Source organism: Variovorax gracilis, from assembly GCF_030317115.1.
Classification (GTDB): domain Bacteria; phylum Pseudomonadota; class Gammaproteobacteria; order Burkholderiales; family Burkholderiaceae_C; genus Variovorax; species Variovorax gracilis.
This window is the reverse complement of record NZ_JASZYF010000036.1, coordinates 1-18992: the sequence shown is the minus strand read 5'-3', so window position 1 is coordinate 18992 and position 18992 is coordinate 1. Positions and strand designations below refer to the sequence as shown.

Here is an 18992-nt window from a genome sequence, read left to right as displayed (position 1 = left end):
AGGTCACTTCTTCGAACGCGGCACCATTTTCCGGGGGCGTTCGCCGCCCGTGTCCTGGGCTTCCATCGGGAGGCCGGCGCGCGCGATGCGCATCGGCTCAGGTTCGCCGGAGATGGTGACCACGACCCGAGTCCATCCGTCGGTCGTCCGCCCGAACACCGCCGTCCCCTCGACGCCCGGTGTGCGCACCGCACGTAGGATTCGCGCGTCGTTGACTTCGAAATCCTCAGGTGCGTAGACGAAGGGAATGGTCTCGGTTGCACTCATCTGGGCATGGTACTGCGCCTCCGGCTTCAAAAGCCGAACCGTCGAGATTCTTCGCCGGTGCGCTCCGCGATCGGCCCCTGGCCGCGCGCCCGCGAAAAGCGCTGCGTCACAGGCTCGGTGCGCGATCGGCGTCACGAGGTTTCTGCGCCCGGACCGTCGATAAGGATTGAGAGGAGTCCGATGCGACTTTCCTACCTGAGCACTTCGCTTTGTCGCGGCAGGGATGTCGTGTCGTGCAAGCTGTCCTGTCGCGCACTGCCGCGAGGCGCCACGAGCTTCAGCCCGGTATCGAGGAACTCGGTACCGTCGGCAGAAAACCGCAGCTTTTCGCCGTTGTGCTGCGCGAAGAAGCCGGCATCGAAGACCTTGAAGTAGATTCCCTTGACGTAAGCCCAGTACTTCGGTATCCGCAGATCGCCCACGTACAGCGCCCAGCCCGCTGCGGTGGCTTCAGGTACCGATTTCAGCGCCACCTTGACGATGTAGGCCACCGGCGGCCGGGATGACCCTTCCTCGCGATCGAGTTGCGCGATGAACCGGTTGTCGGCGTCCGTGGGCTGGGTGGCAACCACTTCGACGGCGACGGCTTCGGGTGGGATGAGCGTTGCCATGGGGCGATCCTCTCTGGGTGGTCAGCATGTGTCAATTCGAGATCTGCAGGTCGCCCAAGTACAGCGTGCCCGAGGCGCGCTTGTCAAAAACCAGGGCGACGCTGCGGATGTCGCCGGGCTCGATGCCCAGTTCTTGCAGTCTTCCCAACGGCACTCGCAAGGTCTGCATCACGATCTTGCCGGCCCCGGAGACCACGTCGGGATAAAGCAGGCGATGGACTGAGCTGGCAGCGATGGCTGCGGTCCGGCAGCCGCTGGTGACCTCGATCGTGAAGTCCTGGTCTCGACCGGCGGCGTTCTTCGCTTCGGTGGACTGTCCGACCCGCAAGGACAGCACGCCATAGCGCGCGGCAGGCAGGGTTTCCGGCACGACATTCAATTGCACGTGTGCCCCGAAGGCACTCCATTCGAGCCGCAGGGTGATCGTGGTTTGCGGGGCGCCCGCGTTGACGAGGTCTGTCAGTTGCCGCGTCGCAAGCACGGCGTCGGTCTGCACGGAGCCCTGCACGGGCAGCGAGATCTGAGGCGCGGCCAAGCCTTCCTGCTGATGCTGCAAGTAGATGCGCTCGGAGTCCTGGTATTGCGACACCAGGCGAACGCCATCCGGCTCCCACATCTCCGCGACCGTGTGGTCGCGCAGTACCTCCCGGTATTCCGTCCGGTCGAGCAGCAACGCCTGCGCCAGCGCCCCAAGGTGCACTTCTGCCACCTGCTCCTGATCGGCGCGCGACATCGTCGTGGCCGGCGCCGTCTCCGACGCCCATGCCGAGTTGAACTGGTTGTGATTCGCACCGTAGACCCACAGCAGGCATTGCAGCTTGCCTCCTGATACGGTCGCATTGGGCTGATCGACGGCGCGCGCCCGGTTGTAGGTGTTGTACCCCGCAAAGGTGGAGACGTCGCCGTCGCGGCTGCCGTGGATCAGGAAGTAGTTGTCCGGTACGACGGTGGGGCCGCTGACTGGCTGGTATTGCCGGTCGGTGGGTGCAATGGCGGCCACCACGGTGAGTGCAAAGCGGTAGGGGCCCAGGCCTCCCGAGCCGTCGAGGGGAACGACAGGGGTGAAGAGGTCCGGCTTGACGGAGGCAAGCCGATTGAAGAACGAGGCATGGCCGACGGCTTCGCCGCCGCGCGAGTGGCCGCACAACATGATGCGGTTCAGATCCACCTTGCCGTGCAGCGGATGTGTGGCGGTTGCGTTCCAAGTGCGGAACTGCTTGACGTGCTCAAGATGGACGATCGCGCGGGCATCGTTCTCACCAAAGTTGAATCCATTGAGGAAGTTGGCATCGATCGTCGCGGCGATGATGCCGTGCGAGGCGAGCAGCGCGCACAGGTAGAGATAGCCGGGTGTCGAGTTCTCGAACGGATTGTGATTGCCGTGTGCGAACAAGGCCAGCGGGAACGGCCCACGCCCACGTGGGACGCAGACGTGACCGTTGAGCGGCACGCTCGTGTTGGGAAAGGGCCAGGGCACGGACGCTCCGAGGCTGGCGAACGGCGAAATGTCGATGCGCTGCGTGAGCCAGGCTGGATCGGGCGTGTCGTAGATCGTGTATTGGACAAGCGATGGCACGCCGCCGTAGTTGCTGCCCGGAGACGCATAGATCAGGGTCTGGAAAGGCGTCGGCCCCGCGAGGCTGGGGTTGTTCAATGTCGTCATTGATTCCTCCCGTCTTGTGTCGCGCATCACTTCACATGCAGCTCGATGGCCAAGCCACCCATCACCTTCCGGGTGCGCGCGTCGCGTTGCACGAGATCGAGCTGGAGTTTCCGGCCAGGCGTTGCCGAGCGCGGTACACGCACGCGCAGCGCCGGCACGATCTGCTCGCGGGCGCGCAGCACGACGGGGATGCCTGCCGCCGCGCCATCGTCAAAGGGCAGCTCGATTCCTTGGGCGATCCTGGTCAGCCGAGGATGCGCCGACGTTCGCGAGGTCAGGATGTCTGCTGCACCGGACGCCGACACTTCCTCATCGGGCAGGTACTCGGCGCCGCAATCGCCGCGCGCAGGTGACTCGGCACGCAGATCCGCGGGCTCGCGCGACCGCGTGGCAGCGGCGCGCGCCGATGCGCCATCGAAGGGGCGGCCGTTCTGATGGACGAGCACCGCCTCAACCCCTTCGGCACCGGCAGAGCGCCGCACCTCGATCACGTAGCGGCGCGTAGCGCTCGAATGCACATTGCGCGCGACGAACGGCACGAGAATCCATTCGTCCCGCCTCAGATCGACGATCGTGAGGTTCTTCTGCGCGAGATTGTTGTGCTCGTTGACATGCCTACCGACGAGCGGATGATCGCCACGGGCGATCACGGCGGCGAGCCAGCACGCATGCGCTCCGGGCGGCGGCACCTGTTCCCGCGGCCAGCGTGCTTTCACCACCGTGCTCTGTCCCGGACCAAGGTCGAATCCCGTGATAGCGGCGACGCAGGGAAGGAAGTCGTCAGGGTAGGCGAACTGGGTGCCGGCGAAGTGCTTGACGTTGAACGTCACGACGAAGTGCCGCGCGACGCCGCGTCCGCGGTTGCGCACTCTTGCGTAGAACCAGTTGTCCTGTCCGAATTCCGGAGACTGGTGGGTGGTCCCGCCGTCGTCGCGATGGCGGATCCAGAGGTCAGGCGAGTCCCAGAACCTCGCCGAACCGTTGCCACCGGTGTCCGAGGCCGCGTCGCGGAGCCACAGGTCCGGCTTGCGCACTGCATCCGGCATGCCATAGACGAACCGATGGAACGCATCGACCAGGAGCGGCTCACCGGTACGGCACAAGAGGAACTCTTCCATCATCGCGGTCGTCAGGAGGGCGCCCCGATACCGTGCATACAGCTCCCGCATGTGAGCTTCGAGGGCTGATACCCCCACCAATGCTGCGAGGCCTTCGAAGAGTCGATCGCCGGAGGTATACGAGGCCGATGCAGTGGTGCGGATCCATGGGTTGTGCGGACATAGTTCGACCGGCGGCGCCGCGAAGTCGAACGGCGCGGCCACCGGCGGCGTGTCAATGTTGAACGTTGTCCACGCCTCGTCCCACCAGGCGTCCGCCTGGCTTGCCGGCTTCACGCCTCGCGCCCACCAGCTGTGGAAAGCTTCGTGTCGCAGCGCGCCGGGAGAGCTGGTCGTCCCACCCTCGTATTCCATGCCCCCGACGTTGAGGAAGACCACGAAACGGTTGCCGTGCACGTACGGGCCGATGCGGCTCTCGTTGTCGGCGAGCCAAGTGCGGAGGTTGGCGATCTGCGTCGGCAGATCAGCCGTCCCCGACACAAGCTTCCACGCCTCGATCACCACCGTCGCGCCTGACACCGGGAGGCTCACATTGCCGGTCATGCTCGTGACCGTGTCCGCCGCGCGCAGTTCGAGCAGGGGAGACAACGCTGTGAATCGCTGCGGGAAGTGCACCTCCCATTGATTCGGACCTGTGGACGTCACCATGCCATTGGAGATCACCTGATGCGCGAGCGCCGTGTTGACCAGGTGCAACGACAGATGCAGCTCGAACTGGTCGTAGATGAGGTTGGCGGGTACCCAGGCCTCGAGATAACGGCCGGCACCGAGATCGGTGAAGCCGAAGTTGAATGCAAGACGGGGCCCGGTGGTCCATAGCATGCGAGGTTGATACGAGCCCGCTGTGGACGCCTGCGGGGTCGCGAGCGTATAGGTCACACGAAGCGTGTGGCGCGTTCCCGCGGGCAGCGAGACGGCAAGCACCATCATGCCGGCGTCGGGTCCGCCGCCGAAGTCGTGTCGCCTCACTTGAGAAAGCGGGACAGGCTGGCTGTCAAGCCACGCGCCTGTGATGACCTGCCGCAGGTCGAACACCGGGCAGCCGTTGGCCAAGCCGCAGTGGAATTCGAGCGTCGCGTCACCGACGCCCGATTGCGTCGTGCCGTCGAACGCAAGGCGCGCGACGATGGTGTCGATGTCGATCGGCACGGCGTTCAAACCGTCGACCGTCTTCGCCGGTGGTGCGAATGCGAGGTTTGTCGTCATGCCGGCTCCCTGGTCCCGATCAAGGACCGCGATGCAGTCTGACGCTTCGCCCCTTGGCGATCATCCTTCAAACGGAGGATGCCACTCTGTCTCCGGAAATCGATGATGTCGTCGAGCATTGACGCACCTCTCATCCGGAATTGAAATGGTCGGTCGTGGCAAGCGGAGACGGACATGAGCGATACCGGACAGGAACAGCAAGGACCTCTGGTCGGTCGGTGGGAAAAGGTGACGACGCACGCCTGCGCCGAGAAATACCCGCAAGGGATCACTTTCTCAACGGGCACCTATCGGGGCACGCGGGGACCGGGGCAAGGAATGGTGTGGTGGGATGCGGGCATCTATCGCGTCGAAGGCCCGCAGACGCTTCTTTTGTCGGTCGCCACCGATGAACTGGTGACGTACCGGCTGGACTATCGATCGGACTGGTTCGAGGCGACCGATCCGGACGGGTGCCGATTCGAGTACCGGCGTGTCGTTCCGTAGGCGCTGCGAGCGAGAGGAGGGTGGGGGTCGCTGCCCCTGCTTGTGAGCTCCACTTCGGAGGACGAGACCATGTGCAATTGTCACGAGAATCAATCGCCGGCCGACCCTGGCAGCGGTGGTCCCGGCGTTCCCACCACTGTGACCGCCTCCGTGGTGCCACCCGGCGTTCCGCTGTCCCGGTCCATCAGCGTCAACACGACGGGCAGCGAGACCGATGAATCCGCTTCGCCCGACCGCGACGAAGATGCGCAACCCCCTGGGCAGCCCGGAACGCTGGCCTTTGGCAAGCCGTGCAAGCTCGATCTGCGCGACGGCTGCTACCAGATCGAGTACCGGCCGAACCGCTCGGTGGTCAGCTTCGTCGGCACCCTGCGTGTGGATCGCAAGGCGCCCGACTCGGGACCTGACAACATCATCGTGAGTGGTGACCTGTACCGGCAATCGCGCCTGGTGGGGCCTCTGGTAACGTCGGGCGCGGCGTCCGAGCAGTCGCTCGCCGGCGCGGCGAGCACGGTCAGTACCGTGCTTCCGGGAATACTCACCCGCAAGCCGGTGATCCCGGTTTTCGCCCGCTCAAAGTACCATTCCTACCTGAGAGTCACAGGCATCACCATCCCGAGGGTGGGCACGCTTGGCTCGCCTTGCCAGGTCACCCTCATGGCCGAGCAGTATGACTACACCCAGCCGCCGGCAGGGCAGTTCAAGGGTTCGTTCCCGACCGCGCCAAGTCGCACCGTCACGATGAAGCTGAGTCCGTCGACGGCCCCGATACCGTTCTCGCTGACCGGCGGGCCGTACTTCAAGGGACGGCTGCTCGTGGGTGGGGTGGACAAGGGAAGCGTCACGATCGCATGGGTGTCGAAGTTCTTCCGCCGGGCCTCTGTCGAAATCGATGTGCTCGCGGGCGCGATCGCGCCGACACCGGTGCCTGATGGCTCGGGCGGCAACGAATACTTCGACACCATCTTCGCGCGCACCGGCTGGCAGTTGCGCGTGATTCAGGACCAGATCAACGTTCCGGTACCGGCCGGTGTCACTCCCACCAACTGCTGGAGTTCGGCCGATCTGCACAACCTGATGAGCACCGTACAGCAGGCGACGAATATCGACAATGAGTGGCGGATCCACCTGTCCGTCGTGCCCAGCAAGCTCGGCTGCGGACGCGGCGTGATGTTCGACGTGATCGGCACGCCGCGCCAGGGCTGCGCCAGTTTCTCGGACGACGGCTATCCGGTTTCGGACTCGTCCAACTTTGGCGTCGCGGCGAACCAGAAGCAACGCGACATCGCGCGCGCGTTCCTGCGCAGCGCAACGCACGAGATCACGCATACCTTCAACCAGATTCACCAGGAGATCGAGACGAACGCCGACAACTCGATCATGACCACCACGCCCAGCGTCGCCGACGTGCTCGGTAGTTCCACCACCGGGGCGCCCGGCGTGTTTCCCGACCAAATCAATCTCGTGCACAACGCCACGGTGCGCAATCACCTGAACCACATGCCGGATCCAGTCATCCGCCCGGGAGGTTGGCCGTTCTCGAGTTGGTTCCCGACGGGGTCGCCGCAAGCGGCCGACCTGCACCAGTTCGACTCGACGGAGCTTTCGCTCGATGTGACGTGCACGACTGACCACCTGGCTTTGGGGCAGCCGGTGGACGTGTCCTGGACGCTCAAGAATGAAAGCAGCGTCCCGCTCCTGGCGCCGAACGACGTTTCGGTGGAAGCGCTGTTTGCCACGGTGACCGTGACGGATGCGGAAGGGCGCGAGCGTCCGATGCGCACGTTCGTCGTTCGTTGCGACCACGCCAAGTTGACCCCACTCGATCCCGGCGAGAGCGTGACTGCCACTACGACACTGTTCTGGGCCTCGGCCGGATTCGCGTTCGAGCGGCCCGGGCGGTATCACGTCCAGGTCGTGCTTGCGTGGTCCGCGCAGGGCATCCCGGTGGGGGTGTCGGGCGGCGTCGACGTCTTTGTCGATTACCCGATCAGCGACGCCGACAACCGGGCGGCCGGACTCGTCCTGCATCCCGAAGTGGGAAAGTGGGTCGCTCTCGGCGGCGGCGCCTACCACCTCGACGAGGCTTGCCGCCGCCTGCTCGCGCTCGAGGACCACGGTGCGGCCGCCGGCGATGCCGGTCCTGCGCGTGTGGTGCAGAGCTTTGCGGACTTGATGCCGAACCGAGCTCGTGCTGTCAAACTCTACCCGGCACTCGGCGGAGGTGGCGGTGACGCGGCGGATGGCGGTGGTAGGGCACGTCGCGCGGGGAAGAAAAAGCCTCGCTGACGCGCCCCGGGTTCGAGGGATGACTTGAACGTTCTGCGAGCGGCGCTCCATCGAACGCAAAGCGCATGCAAGTCTTCGCAGCGTAAGCCGCTGGTCGCGCCACATTGGCGGCCTCAGGTCTCCAGGCTGCGGAGTGCGAGGTTGGTGGCGTTGATGTCGAAGCCTTGCGGATCGAACGGGCCGCCCGCCCATCGCCACATCGCGACGTGTTCCTTGTGCGTTGGGTCGCTGATCGCTTCCAGGAACTCCATGTAGCCACCCGTTCCTCCAACGTCCTCCGGCGGGCATGCATTCTTGCCGGCCAGGCACATCGGCCACAGGTTGATTTCGTTCGGAAGCATGCGCATCTCCACCTTCACGCTGTGGTGCCAGTGGTCACCGAAGTCATAGAGGTAGGTGAATTCATTCACGTCGTCGCCCAGCACCCTGCCCACGCGCGCGCGGGTTTCATCAAGTGGGGGGTTGTCATCGGGCCACTCGTCGTCCGGAATGCCATAGCGCTGCCCGTCGATCTCGAACTCGTGCAGATGGCTGTTGGTCCAACCCATGGCCGCCTGGATGACGCGGTCGAGCTTGGCAAGCGTCAGCGTGTCGGCCACCCAGATCCGACGCCAGATCGACGGCTGTATGTCGTCCAGCGCGACGAGGAGTTGGTAGATCTTCCGGGGTGCTACGCGACTGGATGTCTTCTTGGAGGCGGCCATTGCTGAAGGCTATCAGCGGGAAGACCAGCCCTCAACGTACGGGGGCCAACGATGCGGCTTTCAGGCTCCGTCGGCAGGCGATTCGCGACGTCCTTCGAGCCAGCCCCACGGCTCCCGGCGGGCTGCCGTCATTGCACACTCACCACCGTCGCCCGAACCGCGCCATCCGCTCTCACCGACGAAAGCACCCCATCGCGCCGGATCAGCTTGACGCAGGACTCGTTCATCGGGGCCTTGTTCCAGGTGATGCAGTAGCCGCCCGGCGCATCCATGCGCCATTTGCCCACGTCGTTGTACGCCCCTGAAGCGGTGGCCTTTCCGGCCTTCGTGAGCTCCACATCAACAATCTTTCCGTCGAACATTTTCCACTGTATGGTCTTGCCAACGATCTGGTTCAGGATGTCCTCCTCCGTCAGCGGCAAATCCTGGCACCAGGCTTGGCCAGCGGCGATGGAGAGTCCGGCAACAACGATTGATGACCGAAGATTCATGATGGCTCCCGCTTGTGAATGCGTGCCAATTTGAGCCTCAGGCGGTCGCGCATCATCACTCAGATGAGGGTTGCCAACCGGGCCCTGCCGTGCGACTCGCGAATCGACCGTGGCCCCCTGCGCCCAGGCGCATTGAGCATAGGCCGCGACCCATAGGATCGACCCTATCGCTCTCGTCAGAGATCGCCCGAGGGCCCAGACAGCCCGTGTGGTGCTGAACCGAGACATGGAATCCTCCCTCGTGCGACATCACGACCGGAAGGCTTCGGATGGTGAGTGGCGCCTCCCAGCACCTTGATCGCTCGCAACTCGCTTCGCGTCGTCTTGAGTGAGGAGCGGGTCACAGACGACCTCAGGGGCCGCCATCTCGGCATGTCTGCCTGGCCCCTGAAAACGATTGCAGGGGCGCACTTTGGACCAGCCGGTGACGCGTAGTGCCGTGCGGAAGAGGGGCGGACGGGGAGGTGGGACAGCGCTTATGTCCTCGCGGCGCAGGGAAAATGGCAAGTTTTGGCAATCCGGAAGGACGAAGATATCGAGTCCCAGACAAAGAGTGGGCAGTGAGAGCCCAATGCCGCCACCAAGCGTTGCCGGTATGCCAGATCAGGCGGCCTTCGTCTGCGCGGGGTCCATCCACCCCATCCTCTGCCCGCGTCCGAGGACGGGGCTCCGCAGGGCAAAACGGATGCCTCACCTTCTTCGCAAACGAGATGGGGCGGCGCCGCCCTCCACGCGAAAGGACCATGAAGGCTGGGAATGCCGCTGATCACGGCCAACCCCGAGATCGCTCCGAGGCCGCATGTCCCAAGGCCCCCAACCAGCCGAAAATGACGCCGCACGCCGAAGTCCTGGAACTCGACTCGTGACAGGCAGCGCGCTCTGGAAGGCGAGAGCGGGCGACATCCTCGGCGGACGAAGTCTCTACCCAAACGACGGAGCCGCGATTCAGGCATGACGCGCAAGGATCTTTCGATGGCCATCATTGGAGGTGGCATGGGCGGACTCACGGCCGGGTTGGCCGCACTTCAGGTCGGCATCGACGTCCAGGTCTACGAGCAGGCGACGTCGCTACGCGAAATCGGCGCGGGCGTACAGATCAGCCCCAATGCCTCGCGCGTGCTGCACCGTCTGGGACTGGCGGATGCGCTTGCACGCACGGGCGTGAAGCCGCTTGCGTGGCACCAACGTCGCTGGGACAACGGTCGAACCCTTCTTCGCACTCCGCTAGCCCATTCCATGGAGGCCGCTTTTGGATTCCCGCACTACCAGATGCATCGGGCGGACGTGCTGAATGCATTGGTGGACGCCTTTCCGCAAGAACGACTGCATGCGGGCGAACGGTTTGCCGCATTCGTCGATCACGGGGACCATGTCGAGGTCAGCTTTGAGAGCGGTCGTCGGATCGAGGTGGACGTGCTGGTGGGCGCCGACGGGATTCATTCCTCGGTCCGCCGTGCCCTCCACGGCAGCGACGACGCGCGTTTCACCGGTTGCGTCGCCTATCGCGGGCTGGCGCCCGCCGATCGCCTGTCCGGCCTCGGACTGGAACTGACTTCACAAGTATGGATGGGTCCCGACAAGCATTTCGTGCATTATTTCGTTCGCAATCAAGAACTCGTGAACTTCGTAGCGGTGATCGAGCAGGATTGCTGGACGGCCGAATCCTGGATCGACCGAGGCGATGTGGACGAGGCGCGGTCTTCCTTCGCTGGCTGGCACCCTCAGGTGCAGACCATCATCGGAGCCGTGGACGAAACTTTCAAATGGGCACTCTTCGATCGACCGCCGATGGAGCGCTGGTCAATGGGCAGGGTGACGCTGTTGGGCGACGCATGTCATGCGATGCTGCCGTTCATGGCGCAGGGCGCGGCGCAGGCGATCGAGGATGCCGCAACGCTGACGGCGTGCCTGGCCAGCCGCACGCACAACGAAGTGACGGATGCCCTCGCGCAGTACGAGACGCTTCGCCTTCCTAGGGCCTCGCGCCTGCAAGCACTGTCGGCAGCGAACAAGTCGCGTTTTCACCTCGTTGACGGGCCTTCACAGGAAGCGCGTGATGCGCAGATGGCGCTCGGAAATACGGATTGGTCTCTCGATGCGGTCGCCTGGCTGTACGGGCACGACGCGTGGTCCACTTCCGCCGTGGGCTGACCTGGTGTCTGGCGCTGTCCGCTGCGGCAGCCCCGACCCGGCCAGGGGAGGGGACGCGGAACGGTTCGGGGCCGCGTCGAACCCCGGCCTGGGCGACGGAGGGCTCGAACCCTCCGTTCGACGTTCTCGCGAAGTCGCTCTGCAGCGTCGATTCCTGGCGTCCCTTGCGTGCCGCCCATCGTCTATTGAGCATAATCTTCTTGTCAACAATACGAATGTCACATAGAGTGTGAGCACCACGAATTCCCTGCGCGACCTGTCCCCATCCGCACGCAGGTTGCAACCACCGACGACACCGAGGATTCCCGATGACCAAGCTCGCACTGCTGATCTTGATGGGCTGCATCGCTCTGTTACAGGGCTGCGCATCGTCCCACGTGATCCCCGTCGCCAAGCTTCAGGAGACGGTCGCGTGCACGAATGAGGTGCCCAAGCGTGATGTTCTCGTCGGTGTCGCGCTGTCGGGCGGCGGCAGCCGCGCGGCGTTGTTCGGAGCGTCCGGTCTCGAGGCACTGGCGGGGGTGAAGACGTCGCAGGGCAAGTCGCTGCTCGAGCATGTCGGGCACGTGTCGAGCGTGTCCGGCGGCAGCCTCGCGGCCACTTCCTACGTCTTGTCCAAGCCGCCAGCCAGCGTGCCCATGCTCGATGCACAGGGAACCTTGACTCCGGAGTACAGAACCTTTTTTGAACAGTATCGCGGCAAGCTGAGCCAGGATTTCCAGAGCTCGCTGGTCACGCGTCAGCTTATGTCGCTGCGGTGGGTGAACTCGGCGCTCGCCGCCAGGACCCTGAGCGAGATCCTGAAGGACGACCTGCTAGGCACCGCCACTTTCCAGGAAGCGGGGGCGCGGGAGCGGGCGGCCGACGCGCCGGGCCTGATCGTCAACACCACGCTGTACAACAACGGCCGCCGGCTCGTGATGAGCACGCTCCCGCAAGATGCGTTCAACTACAACTTCGTCGCCGACCTGGAGCGCTCCGTCATCAGCAGCGGGCGACCCATGCGCAACGCCGACACCATCGCCCGCCGGTGGCAAACGCTGAAGCCGCTGACGCCGCCCGACATTCGCATGGATCCCTGCCCGATCGCCCTGGTCGGCGCCGCCGCCGCTTCGGCCTCCTTTCCACCGTTGGTCGGCCCAATCACGATGCGCGTGAGTGACGAGGAGGTCTTCTGGCACGTGGGCGACGGTGGCCTGTACGAGAACTCGGGGCTCGAGACGCTGCTCTTCCTTCACCTCAAGCAGCTGCGGGACAAGGCGGCGCGCAAGTCCTTGATCATCGCCTTCGATAGCTCCTACCCCTTTTCGGTCGGCGAACGCCAGCTCTCGCGTCGCTCGCTGCCCTTCACCCTGCTGACCTTCGACTTCTCCCGCGTCCCCAGCATCATGGAGGAACGCGCTTCAGCCTACCAGCAGCTGTTCTTCCAGAGCCTCCAGCTCGAAGGCGTGTTCCCTGGCCCAGAGACGGTCATGGTGGTCCTCTTGCGGCATACCGACGCCAAGTGGAACGAGGATCTGAGCGATCTGCCCAATGCATGCGAGGGCGAAAGAGCCCAGTTGGCGAACACCGAGGCGGTGCGCGAACGCATCGCGGAAATTCCCACGCTTCTGCGCGTCCCGTCGGCCTGCGACCGCGAGCTGCTGGCTGCGGCGGCGCAGAAACTGGTCGCGGAGCACCAGGCCGGCATGGTCGAGTTTCTGAGCCGACGCTAACCGGGTCGGATGCCGGGCAACGAACGCTTGCAGGCCTCGACAGCGGTCAGGTAATCTCCGTTTTTGGCTCTTTCGAGGAGCAGCCATGCGCCGTCTCTTTTAATGGCACTCGCGGCGGCTGCGTCGGTGCAGGCTGCCGAACCCGATGCATCTGTGATGGCGGTCAAGCGCGATGCGGATCTCGCCTGGACCCAGGTTCCAAACGCGCCAGGCCTGGAGAGAGCGGTGCTGTATGGGAACCCCGCTGCGCCTGGCCCTTACGTCATTCGTGTGCGCTTTGCGCCGGGTGTCATGTCGCCGCCGCACATCCACCCCGAGGAGCGGCAAATCGTTGTGCTGAAGGGGACCTGGTGGGTTGGGTCTGGCCCAAGGTGGAACCGGGCGGCGACCGTGCCGTTGCCTGCCGGAAGCTTCGCGGTCCATCACCCGGGAAAGGTCCACTACGACGGTGCCAAGGACGAGGAAGTCATCGTCCAGATTTCCGGCGTCGGACCCAGCAGCACCAAGATGGTCGACGAAGCCGGCAATACGAGATAGCCACGCGAAGGGTGACGGAGGGCGGCCCACGTGAGCGTGAGCACGAGATCGAATCCTTGACCTCGATCGCACCCGCGAGGCAGTTGAGCGAGCGTCGGAACGCGCTCGGAGAGCCAATGCTCGACCCTTGCATCTTGGTCCCCAGACACCCTGCCTCAGGCGGCACAGAGTTGCGCAAGCTCCAAAGTCGCGGAACGCACTGCATCGACGATCACACGACTTCAGCGAAAATGCCGGCATGTCCATGACGGCCGGCATCACCATTCGGCAGCTCTCGGCCGACGACGGGCTGCAGATGGAGGCGCTTCTCACCGTGTTCGGAGTCGCCTTCGACGACGTGGACTCCTACAGTTCCGCTCGCCCTCAGGCGGCCTACCTTCAGCACCTGCTCGCCAGCGACTACTTCATCGCGCTGGTTGCCAGCGAGGGATCGCATGTGATCGGAGGCCTCGCGGCCTACGAACTCATCAAGTTCGAGCAGCAGCGCAGCGAGGTCTACATCTACGACCTTGCCGTTGCCGCGGCACACAGGCGCAGAGGCATCGCAACGGCGTTGATCCGCGAGCTTCAGCGCATCGGCCGGCAACGCGGGGCCTACGTCATCTTCGTGCAAGCAGATGCCCCCGACGAAGCCGCGATCGCCCTGTATTCGAAACTCGGAGTGCGGGAAGACGTGCTGCACTTCGACATCCCCGTGCGGTCTTCGTAGCGGTCAAACGCGATCGCGCTTTGGGCTACGGATCCGGGCGCCATCGGCATTCGGCGGGCGCGGAGATCCGGCCGAAGGGAGACTCGCGGAGGGGGCCGCAACCGACAGGCCGGCGCGCCCGCAGGCTCGGGCCGCGCGAGCGGCCCTGCCGCGGCCTCACTGCGACTTCAGGTACTGGGCGAGATCAGAAATCTCCTGAGGGGTGAGGCCCAGAGCCCGACTGGCGTTGTAGGTGGCCGCGACCTCCTCAAGCGTGGCTGCTGACCCGTCATGAAAGTAAGGCGCGTGCTGCCAGACGCCTCGCAGAGGCGAGGTGCGATACAGCCTCGTAGCCGAGCGGGAAGCGTAGCTGGGCGTTTCCGGCTCCGCCATCGAGTCGCTCGGCGGATGCAGCGTGGAGTTCGCATCGGTGAAAAGAGTGCCGCTGTGGCACGTCGCGCACTTTCCTGCGCCGTCGAAGACCACTTTTCCCCGAGCGGCCGCAGCGGCGTCGAAACTGCCCGCGGGCGCAGCGGGGGGCAGGAGTGACAACTGGTAAGCCTGCAACGCTGGCAACTTGCCCGTCACCAGGTCGGTCGTGCCGTTGGTGATGTTCAGGTTCAGACGCGGCTCGGAGAAGTTGCCCTGGCCGCCCATCTGGGTCACGGCGACGTACCGGTTCCAATAGGCGATCTCGGCGCCGTCGCCCGTGAAGGTCACGCTGTGAAGGCCTGCCAGCCCATAGGCCGGCGGGATGACCACTGGCTTGTTGAGCCCGTCGATATTGAAGCGCGGGTCGTACTTGCCCTTGCCCCACGACAGGTAGACCGCCTTGCGGGCGGCGTCCAACGCAGGCGAGAGCGCGATGATGGCGCCGGGATTCAGGTCCCGGTTGGCCCAGCCATCGAGCCGCTTGCCGATGCCCGGTGCGAAAGAGTTGTCGACGCTCGAGTGACAGAGCGCGCAGGTGACGCCGACGCGGGTCAGCGCATCCTTGCCGCCGACGGTTTCCACGGTGCCCTTGAGGCCGACGACGGCGTCCAGCTTCAGCAACGCGATGGTCGTGGCGGGACTCTTGAGATCGATGCTTCCATCCTGGATGCCCCTGATCACATCCGGCGGCAGCGCCTCGGCGTCGACCTTCAGCCCGACCTCCAATGCGGTCGCGGGGCTGACTGCGGTACCGATGACTTCATGCATCCGCAGCGTGCCGGTCCAATGGGCTTCGTCGCCGAAAGTATCGAAACGGAAAATCTGCTTGCCCTGTGCCATGAGAGCGGCTTGTTCGATCGCGAAGCCGCCGCCTCCATTGTCGCCGCCCCCGCACGCCACTGCGAGTGCGGCAGCGACTGCAGTGGCGGTTGCGATGCGCACGGTCCGTGCATCGAACTTGCTTGCCACTCCGCTAGCTTCCATCCGTTCCCGACGTCCGGCGATCATCTGCGGGCTCCTTTCGCAGCGGCTGCATGGCGCTGGCGACGCACTGCCAATCAGCCGCCAAATCAGCCGCGAACTCAGCCATTAGATGGAGCAGGGGATCGTCCTGTTTCCAGAATTCGTACGCCCGGTGAGTGCCTGCACGCGGCGGGGGATACCGGGGCCGCAATCAGGGCGCGGCCAAGTGACGTCCGAGCCCCTCCTCGTCCACAGGCCGGAAGCCGTGGCCGAAGACGTGAGCCCTGCCTGCGCGTACGACCCTGCAGCGATCTCAACGATCTCAGCGATCTCAGCGATCTCCGAGATGTCGTGGCATTTGGATGCGCAGGCCTGGCCGACGAGCGAGTCGCTTCGATCCGCTTGCCGTCAATCGCGCCGTTCGGCTTCTGCGAAGGTGAGAGCGGCCGACATCAGGGGCGCGTCGGTTGAACTGGCTTGGTACGCCCAGGCGCGCACTCGAACTCCGCTTCTGCCGTCGCAGACTCGCGCACCTTCCACCGAAGAGGGCCGAGCATCGCGGGACGCCTGGGCTGGTAAAGCTCGCGCATGACCACCGAGTTGGGCATGGGACTGCTGATTGCCGCCATTGAGGGTCATGCGCGGTCGGCGGGGGAACCTCTTTGCGATAGGTGGCTCGTCCTCAAGCCGCCGCTCGACGGGGTCCTGGCGGCGACCGGGCCGAAGCTGCGCATGCAGCCCAAACCCCGCCGCCGCTGAACCGATCGGACTCATCGCCAAGGCGGTGGCCCTGGCCGTGCGCCGGGAGGACTTGAGGTGATTGGCGTTGGCCGTCTCGCCCCAACGACTCTTGCGTCAGGGCGTGTTCACCTTGCTCCAGGTCGAATCCGGGTTGAAGGTCTTCATTTCCCGTGCGATCGTGGCGCCCTTCGGTCCCAGGTCCTTCTGATAGAGCACCCCCTCATGACTGATCATGAAGCTGGTCACGCCGGTGTCCCCGTACTGGATCGGCCAAGCGACCACGGCGAAGCCGGCGCGCATGCGATTGCCGATGATGTAGTCGTAGGCCCCGCCCGGTGCATCCTTGCCCTGTGCCGTCAGGATCTTGTAGTGGTAGCCGTGGTAGCCCTCGCCCGGTCTCACGCCGCCGAAGCGCGGTCCCAATGGACTCTCACCCTGGGCGTCGTCGGGCCAGTACAGTCCGTCACGCTGGCCCGGTGTGCTCGCGAACTTGCGTGCGTACGAGAGCACACCATCGCCATCGCGGTCACGCTGCGCATATTCCTTCTGTGCGTCGAAGTAGGCCAGCACGGCCTGCATGGTGGTGAGTTCGTTGCGGCCGATACGCCGGGTGCGCATCTCGTCGGCGCCCGCTCGCGGGTCGAAGCGCCAGACACCGCCCTTCGTGACCAGCGGAATGGGCAATGTCCAGCCACTGTCGCCGACGGCCAGCACGGCCTTGTCCTGGCCGGTCGTCACGACCTTGTGCGCCCTGTCCCAGGCGGCCAGAAAAGCCTGCAGGTCGGCGCGGCCGATGTCGTCGGCAGGCAGGAAACGCTTCCAATCGGCGCCAAGGACCCTGCGCAGCGCGGCGGCGTCGTTGCCGGATACGGCGTCGTGGAAGGCCTGGGCAGCTGCCTCGGCGCTGGGATAGGGCTGTTGCGCCCCTGCAAGGCCGGGGACAAGCAGGGTCACGAGGGCCATCATCGCGGTGGCGGCAAGCCGGGCAGTGGCTCGGCAGGTGGGCAAGTGCATGGTGTGCTCCTGTACTTCTTCGTCTAGCGGCGGCCACCACCTCCGCGACCGCCGCCGCGCCCTCCGCCGCCGGCACGGCCCCCACCACCGCCATAGCCGCCGCTGTAGCCACCGCGCCCCCCGCCGCCGCTGTAGCCGCCGCCCCCATAGCCGCCACGGCCGCCGGTGTGCTGCTGTGACATCTGCCGGCTGGCATTGCCGCGGTCCATCTGCTGGCGCGCCTGCCCGGCATTGCCAGCGCCGCTGAAGGCGTTGTCACCGCGTGCGCCGCCTTGCGCGCCGACGCGTGACAACCCGTCGTTGCCGCCGAACCCTCCTTGCCCTCGTGCAGCTGCGTCGGCGCGCTGGCGAGTGGCCGGATCGTTGCGCAACTGCTCACGTCCGGCGCCCGGGTCCATGCCGCGCTGCTGCAGGGACGACTGTGCCTGCTGGCGTTGGGCGTCGCGACCACGAAAGTCGCCGCGGTTCTCTCCGCCCGGCACGTTCTTGCCAAACTGCTGCTGACTGCGGCTGTCGCGGTAGGGCACACCACGCCGGTTCTGCGCGTTATGCTGGAAGCGGTTCTGATTGGCGTTGATTTGCCGGTTGGTGTTGATGCTGTTGTAGCGGTTCGTGTTGATATTGATGTCGCCACCGCCCCAATTGCAATTGCCCCAAAGCGCACCGACGGCCGCCACCCCGACCCCGAAGGCGATGCCCGTGGCCAGCGCCGCGCCGGGGTAGTAGCCCGGGTAGTACATCGCCGGCGGGTACCAGTAGTACGGCGGGTAGGCCGGATAGGGCCAGGTGCCATACACCACCGTCGGGTTGTAGAGGGGCACGTAGACCGTCTGCGGGTTGGCCGGCTCGATGGTGATCGCCTCTTGCTGGACGGTCACGGTCTGCTGCTCGGTCGTCTTCAGGTTGCCGCTGTCGCGCGCCCGCGCACGCAGCCGTTGCGCGGAGTCAAGCACGTCCTTCGACGACGCGAGGAACGCGTCGCCCAGGTTCTGCACCCAGTCGGGCTTTTCGCCCATGGTCTGCAGCACCTGCGGAAAGGCCACCAGCGACTTCACGCTCGGATCCCATGGCTGGTTCTCGACCGCGCGCACAGCGGCGTCGCCGGACTGCTGGGGATTCGCCTTCGACCACCTCGCGGCGTCGGCCACGTCGGCCGGGTAGGTCGACGCCATCAGCACCTGCGACAGCAGCGAGTCCGGATACAGGGCGATGGGCGCCATCATCTGGTCGATCTGGGCCTGGTTGAAAGTGCCGTCCGCCGCAGGCGCCGTAGGCACCGTGGCAGCGGGACCGGCCGGCATCGGTGTGGTGGTGGTCGTGGTGGTGGTCGTGACGCGCGCCGGTTGCTGCACCGCCACCGGCACGGGATAGGCGCATCCCCCAAGCACCACGGCGAGCGCGATCGCGGACGCTGGCACGTGCGCAGGGAACCGGCGCATCCTCGTGCGCGCGGCTCCCACAGGGGGCGCCAGGGTGACAGGAAGCTCGGGGGGGCCGGGCAGTCCAATCTTCATGTCCGAATCTCCTCATGGTTGGATGGGCACCTTGGGGGCAAGTGCCGCGTTGTACCCTCGGATCTCCCGTTCGTCGAGGCTTGGCAACTCGACTGCATGGGGACACTCGGTGCCAATCGGGCGATTCATCGCAGAGGCGTCCCCGCCCTCATCTGAACATTCAACGATGCGCTGGTTGCCGCCCGCCCTGCTTCATGTGCTTGCCATGGGCGCATCGGCGGGCGTCGGCGCCCAGCCCTCGCCCGAACCGCGGAGGACCGAGGAGGGGATCCCTCGTGAGGCAATGAAGGAGCCCGCGCCGCGACTGCGCGACCGGTTCTTCGATCCCCAGGATGGACAGCTCGACTTGAGCAGCTTCCTCGAGAACCCCCGGGGTTTCCTGCCGATCCCGATCGTCGTGAC

General features: G+C 65.3%; 17 protein-coding genes and 1 pseudogene. 9 read left to right on the top strand and 9 right to left on the bottom strand.

Features of this window, described 5'->3' with window-relative positions; all coding sequences use genetic code 11:
- Nucleotides 1–3: 3 nt before the first annotated feature.
- Genes QTH97_RS32395 through QTH97_RS32380 form a run of 4 tightly spaced genes read right to left on the bottom strand, consistent with a single transcriptional unit; the run spans nucleotide 4 to nucleotide 4694 of the window.
- Nucleotides 4–402, bottom strand: a complete 399-nt coding sequence (locus QTH97_RS32395; RefSeq protein ID WP_286572696.1) for a hypothetical protein — start codon at nucleotides 400–402, stop codon at nucleotides 4–6.
- A gap of 56 nt (nucleotides 403–458) precedes the next feature.
- Entirely contained in the window at nucleotides 459–878 is a 420-nt protein-coding gene (locus QTH97_RS32390) for a hypothetical protein (RefSeq protein WP_286572695.1), read from the bottom strand.
- A gap of 31 nt (nucleotides 879–909) precedes the next feature.
- Complete coding sequence (locus QTH97_RS32385; protein ID WP_286572694.1) at nucleotides 910–2541, bottom strand: alpha/beta hydrolase family protein; 1632 nt, start codon at nucleotides 2539–2541, stop codon at nucleotides 910–912.
- A 26-nt stretch (nucleotides 2542–2567) separates the two neighbouring features.
- Complete coding sequence (locus QTH97_RS32380; protein WP_286572693.1) at nucleotides 2568–4694, bottom strand: gluzincin family metallopeptidase; 2127 nt, start codon at nucleotides 4692–4694, stop codon at nucleotides 2568–2570.
- 24 nt (nucleotides 4695–4718) lie between these two features.
- Here QTH97_RS32380 and QTH97_RS32375 point away from each other — a divergent pair, with 24 nt between their 5' ends.
- The 3 genes from QTH97_RS32375 (at nucleotide 4719) to QTH97_RS32365 (ending at nucleotide 7640) form a co-directional block, all read left to right on the top strand.
- Nucleotides 4719–4907, top strand: a complete 189-nt coding sequence (locus QTH97_RS32375) for a hypothetical protein (RefSeq protein WP_286572692.1) — start codon at nucleotides 4719–4721, stop codon at nucleotides 4905–4907.
- A 132-nt stretch (nucleotides 4908–5039) separates the two neighbouring features.
- Nucleotides 5040–5351, top strand: a complete 312-nt coding sequence (locus QTH97_RS32370) for a hypothetical protein (protein WP_286572691.1) — start codon at nucleotides 5040–5042, stop codon at nucleotides 5349–5351.
- 150 nt (nucleotides 5352–5501) lie between these two features.
- On the top strand, nucleotides 5502–7640 hold the full coding sequence (locus QTH97_RS32365; protein ID WP_286572690.1) for a hypothetical protein: 2139 nt from the start codon (nucleotides 5502–5504) through the stop codon (nucleotides 7638–7640).
- Nucleotides 7641–7753: 113 nt separating this feature from the next.
- Here the strand turns inward: QTH97_RS32365 and QTH97_RS32360 are convergent, their stop codons facing one another.
- Together QTH97_RS32360 and QTH97_RS32355 are read right to left on the bottom strand one after the other, a co-directional pair.
- Nucleotides 7754–8344 (bottom strand): plasmid pRiA4b ORF-3 family protein, encoded by a 591-nt coding sequence (locus QTH97_RS32360; RefSeq protein WP_286572689.1) that lies wholly within the window; start codon nucleotides 8342–8344, stop codon nucleotides 7754–7756.
- Between the two features lie 128 nt (nucleotides 8345–8472).
- On the bottom strand, nucleotides 8473–8835 hold the full coding sequence (locus tag QTH97_RS32355) for a hypothetical protein (protein ID WP_286572688.1): 363 nt from the start codon (nucleotides 8833–8835) through the stop codon (nucleotides 8473–8475).
- Between the two features lie 951 nt (nucleotides 8836–9786).
- Here QTH97_RS32355 and QTH97_RS32350 point away from each other — a divergent pair.
- The 4 genes from QTH97_RS32350 (at nucleotide 9787) to QTH97_RS32335 (ending at nucleotide 13947) form a co-directional block, all read left to right on the top strand.
- Nucleotides 9787–10986, top strand: a complete 1200-nt coding sequence (locus QTH97_RS32350; RefSeq protein WP_286572687.1) for an FAD-dependent monooxygenase — start codon at nucleotides 9787–9789, stop codon at nucleotides 10984–10986.
- 308 nt (nucleotides 10987–11294) lie between these two features.
- Entirely contained in the window at nucleotides 11295–12701 is a 1407-nt protein-coding gene (locus tag QTH97_RS32345; protein ID WP_286572686.1) for a patatin-like phospholipase family protein, read from the top strand.
- Nucleotides 12702–12827: 126 nt separating this feature from the next.
- Nucleotides 12828–13238 carry a cupin domain-containing protein gene (locus QTH97_RS32340; protein WP_286572685.1) on the top strand — a complete coding sequence of 137 codons (411 nt, stop codon included), beginning with the start codon at nucleotides 12828–12830 and terminating at the stop codon, nucleotides 13236–13238.
- Nucleotides 13239–13476: 238 nt separating this feature from the next.
- Nucleotides 13477–13947: an AAC(3)-I family aminoglycoside N-acetyltransferase gene (locus tag QTH97_RS32335; protein WP_286572684.1), complete on the top strand. Its 471-nt coding sequence runs from the start codon at nucleotides 13477–13479 to the stop codon at nucleotides 13945–13947.
- A gap of 156 nt (nucleotides 13948–14103) precedes the next feature.
- Here the strand turns inward: QTH97_RS32335 and QTH97_RS32330 are convergent, their stop codons facing one another.
- The gene (locus QTH97_RS32330; RefSeq protein ID WP_286572683.1) at nucleotides 14104–15327 is read right to left on the bottom strand and encodes a c-type cytochrome; all 1224 of its coding nucleotides are present in this window, start codon (nucleotides 15325–15327) and stop codon (nucleotides 14104–14106) included.
- Between the two features lie 582 nt (nucleotides 15328–15909).
- On the opposite strand from QTH97_RS32330, the gene QTH97_RS32325 reads away from it, so the two are divergent.
- Nucleotides 15910–16080, top strand: a complete 171-nt coding sequence (locus tag QTH97_RS32325; RefSeq protein ID WP_286572682.1) for a hypothetical protein — start codon at nucleotides 15910–15912, stop codon at nucleotides 16078–16080.
- 96 nt (nucleotides 16081–16176) lie between these two features.
- Here the strand turns inward: QTH97_RS32325 and QTH97_RS32320 are convergent, their stop codons facing one another.
- Both QTH97_RS32320 and QTH97_RS32315 read right to left on the bottom strand, forming a co-directional pair.
- Nucleotides 16177–17076: a DUF2950 domain-containing protein gene (locus tag QTH97_RS32320; RefSeq protein WP_286572681.1), complete on the bottom strand. Its 900-nt coding sequence runs from the start codon at nucleotides 17074–17076 to the stop codon at nucleotides 16177–16179.
- 23 nt (nucleotides 17077–17099) lie between these two features.
- A complete protein-coding gene (locus tag QTH97_RS32315) occupies nucleotides 17100–18590 on the bottom strand; it encodes a DUF3300 domain-containing protein (RefSeq protein ID WP_286572680.1) in 1491 nt (496 codons plus the stop codon).
- Between the two features lie 166 nt (nucleotides 18591–18756).
- On the opposite strand from QTH97_RS32315, the pseudogene QTH97_RS32310 reads away from it, so the two are divergent.
- A pseudogene (locus QTH97_RS32310) lies at nucleotides 18757–18992 on the top strand (hypothetical protein); the annotation flags it as partial.

Excerpts from the sequence above, each read along its gene's own strand:
- QTH97_RS32390 (WP_286572695.1), bottom strand. The coding sequence starts at position 878 with ATGGCAACGCTCATCCCACCCGAAGCCGTCGCCGTCGAAGTGGTTGCC.
- QTH97_RS32385 (WP_286572694.1), bottom strand. The coding sequence starts at position 2,541 with ATGACGACATTGAACAACCCCAGCCTCGCGGGGCCGACGCCTTTCCAG.
- QTH97_RS32370 (WP_286572691.1), top strand. The coding sequence starts at position 5,040 with ATGAGCGATACCGGACAGGAACAGCAAGGACCTCTGGTCGGTCGGTGG.
- QTH97_RS32360 (WP_286572689.1), bottom strand. The coding sequence starts at position 8,344 with ATGGCCGCCTCCAAGAAGACATCCAGTCGCGTAGCACCCCGGAAGATC.
- QTH97_RS32355 (WP_286572688.1), bottom strand. The coding sequence starts at position 8,835 with ATGAATCTTCGGTCATCAATCGTTGTTGCCGGACTCTCCATCGCCGCT.
- QTH97_RS32350 (WP_286572687.1), top strand. The coding sequence starts at position 9,787 with ATGACGCGCAAGGATCTTTCGATGGCCATCATTGGAGGTGGCATGGGC.
- QTH97_RS32345 (WP_286572686.1), top strand. The coding sequence starts at position 11,295 with ATGACCAAGCTCGCACTGCTGATCTTGATGGGCTGCATCGCTCTGTTA.
- QTH97_RS32335 (WP_286572684.1), top strand. The coding sequence starts at position 13,477 with ATGTCCATGACGGCCGGCATCACCATTCGGCAGCTCTCGGCCGACGAC.
- QTH97_RS32325 (WP_286572682.1), top strand. The coding sequence starts at position 15,910 with ATGACCACCGAGTTGGGCATGGGACTGCTGATTGCCGCCATTGAGGGT.
- QTH97_RS32320 (WP_286572681.1), bottom strand. The coding sequence starts at position 17,076 with ATGCACTTGCCCACCTGCCGAGCCACTGCCCGGCTTGCCGCCACCGCG.
- QTH97_RS32315 (WP_286572680.1), bottom strand. The coding sequence starts at position 18,590 with ATGAAGATTGGACTGCCCGGCCCCCCCGAGCTTCCTGTCACCCTGGCG.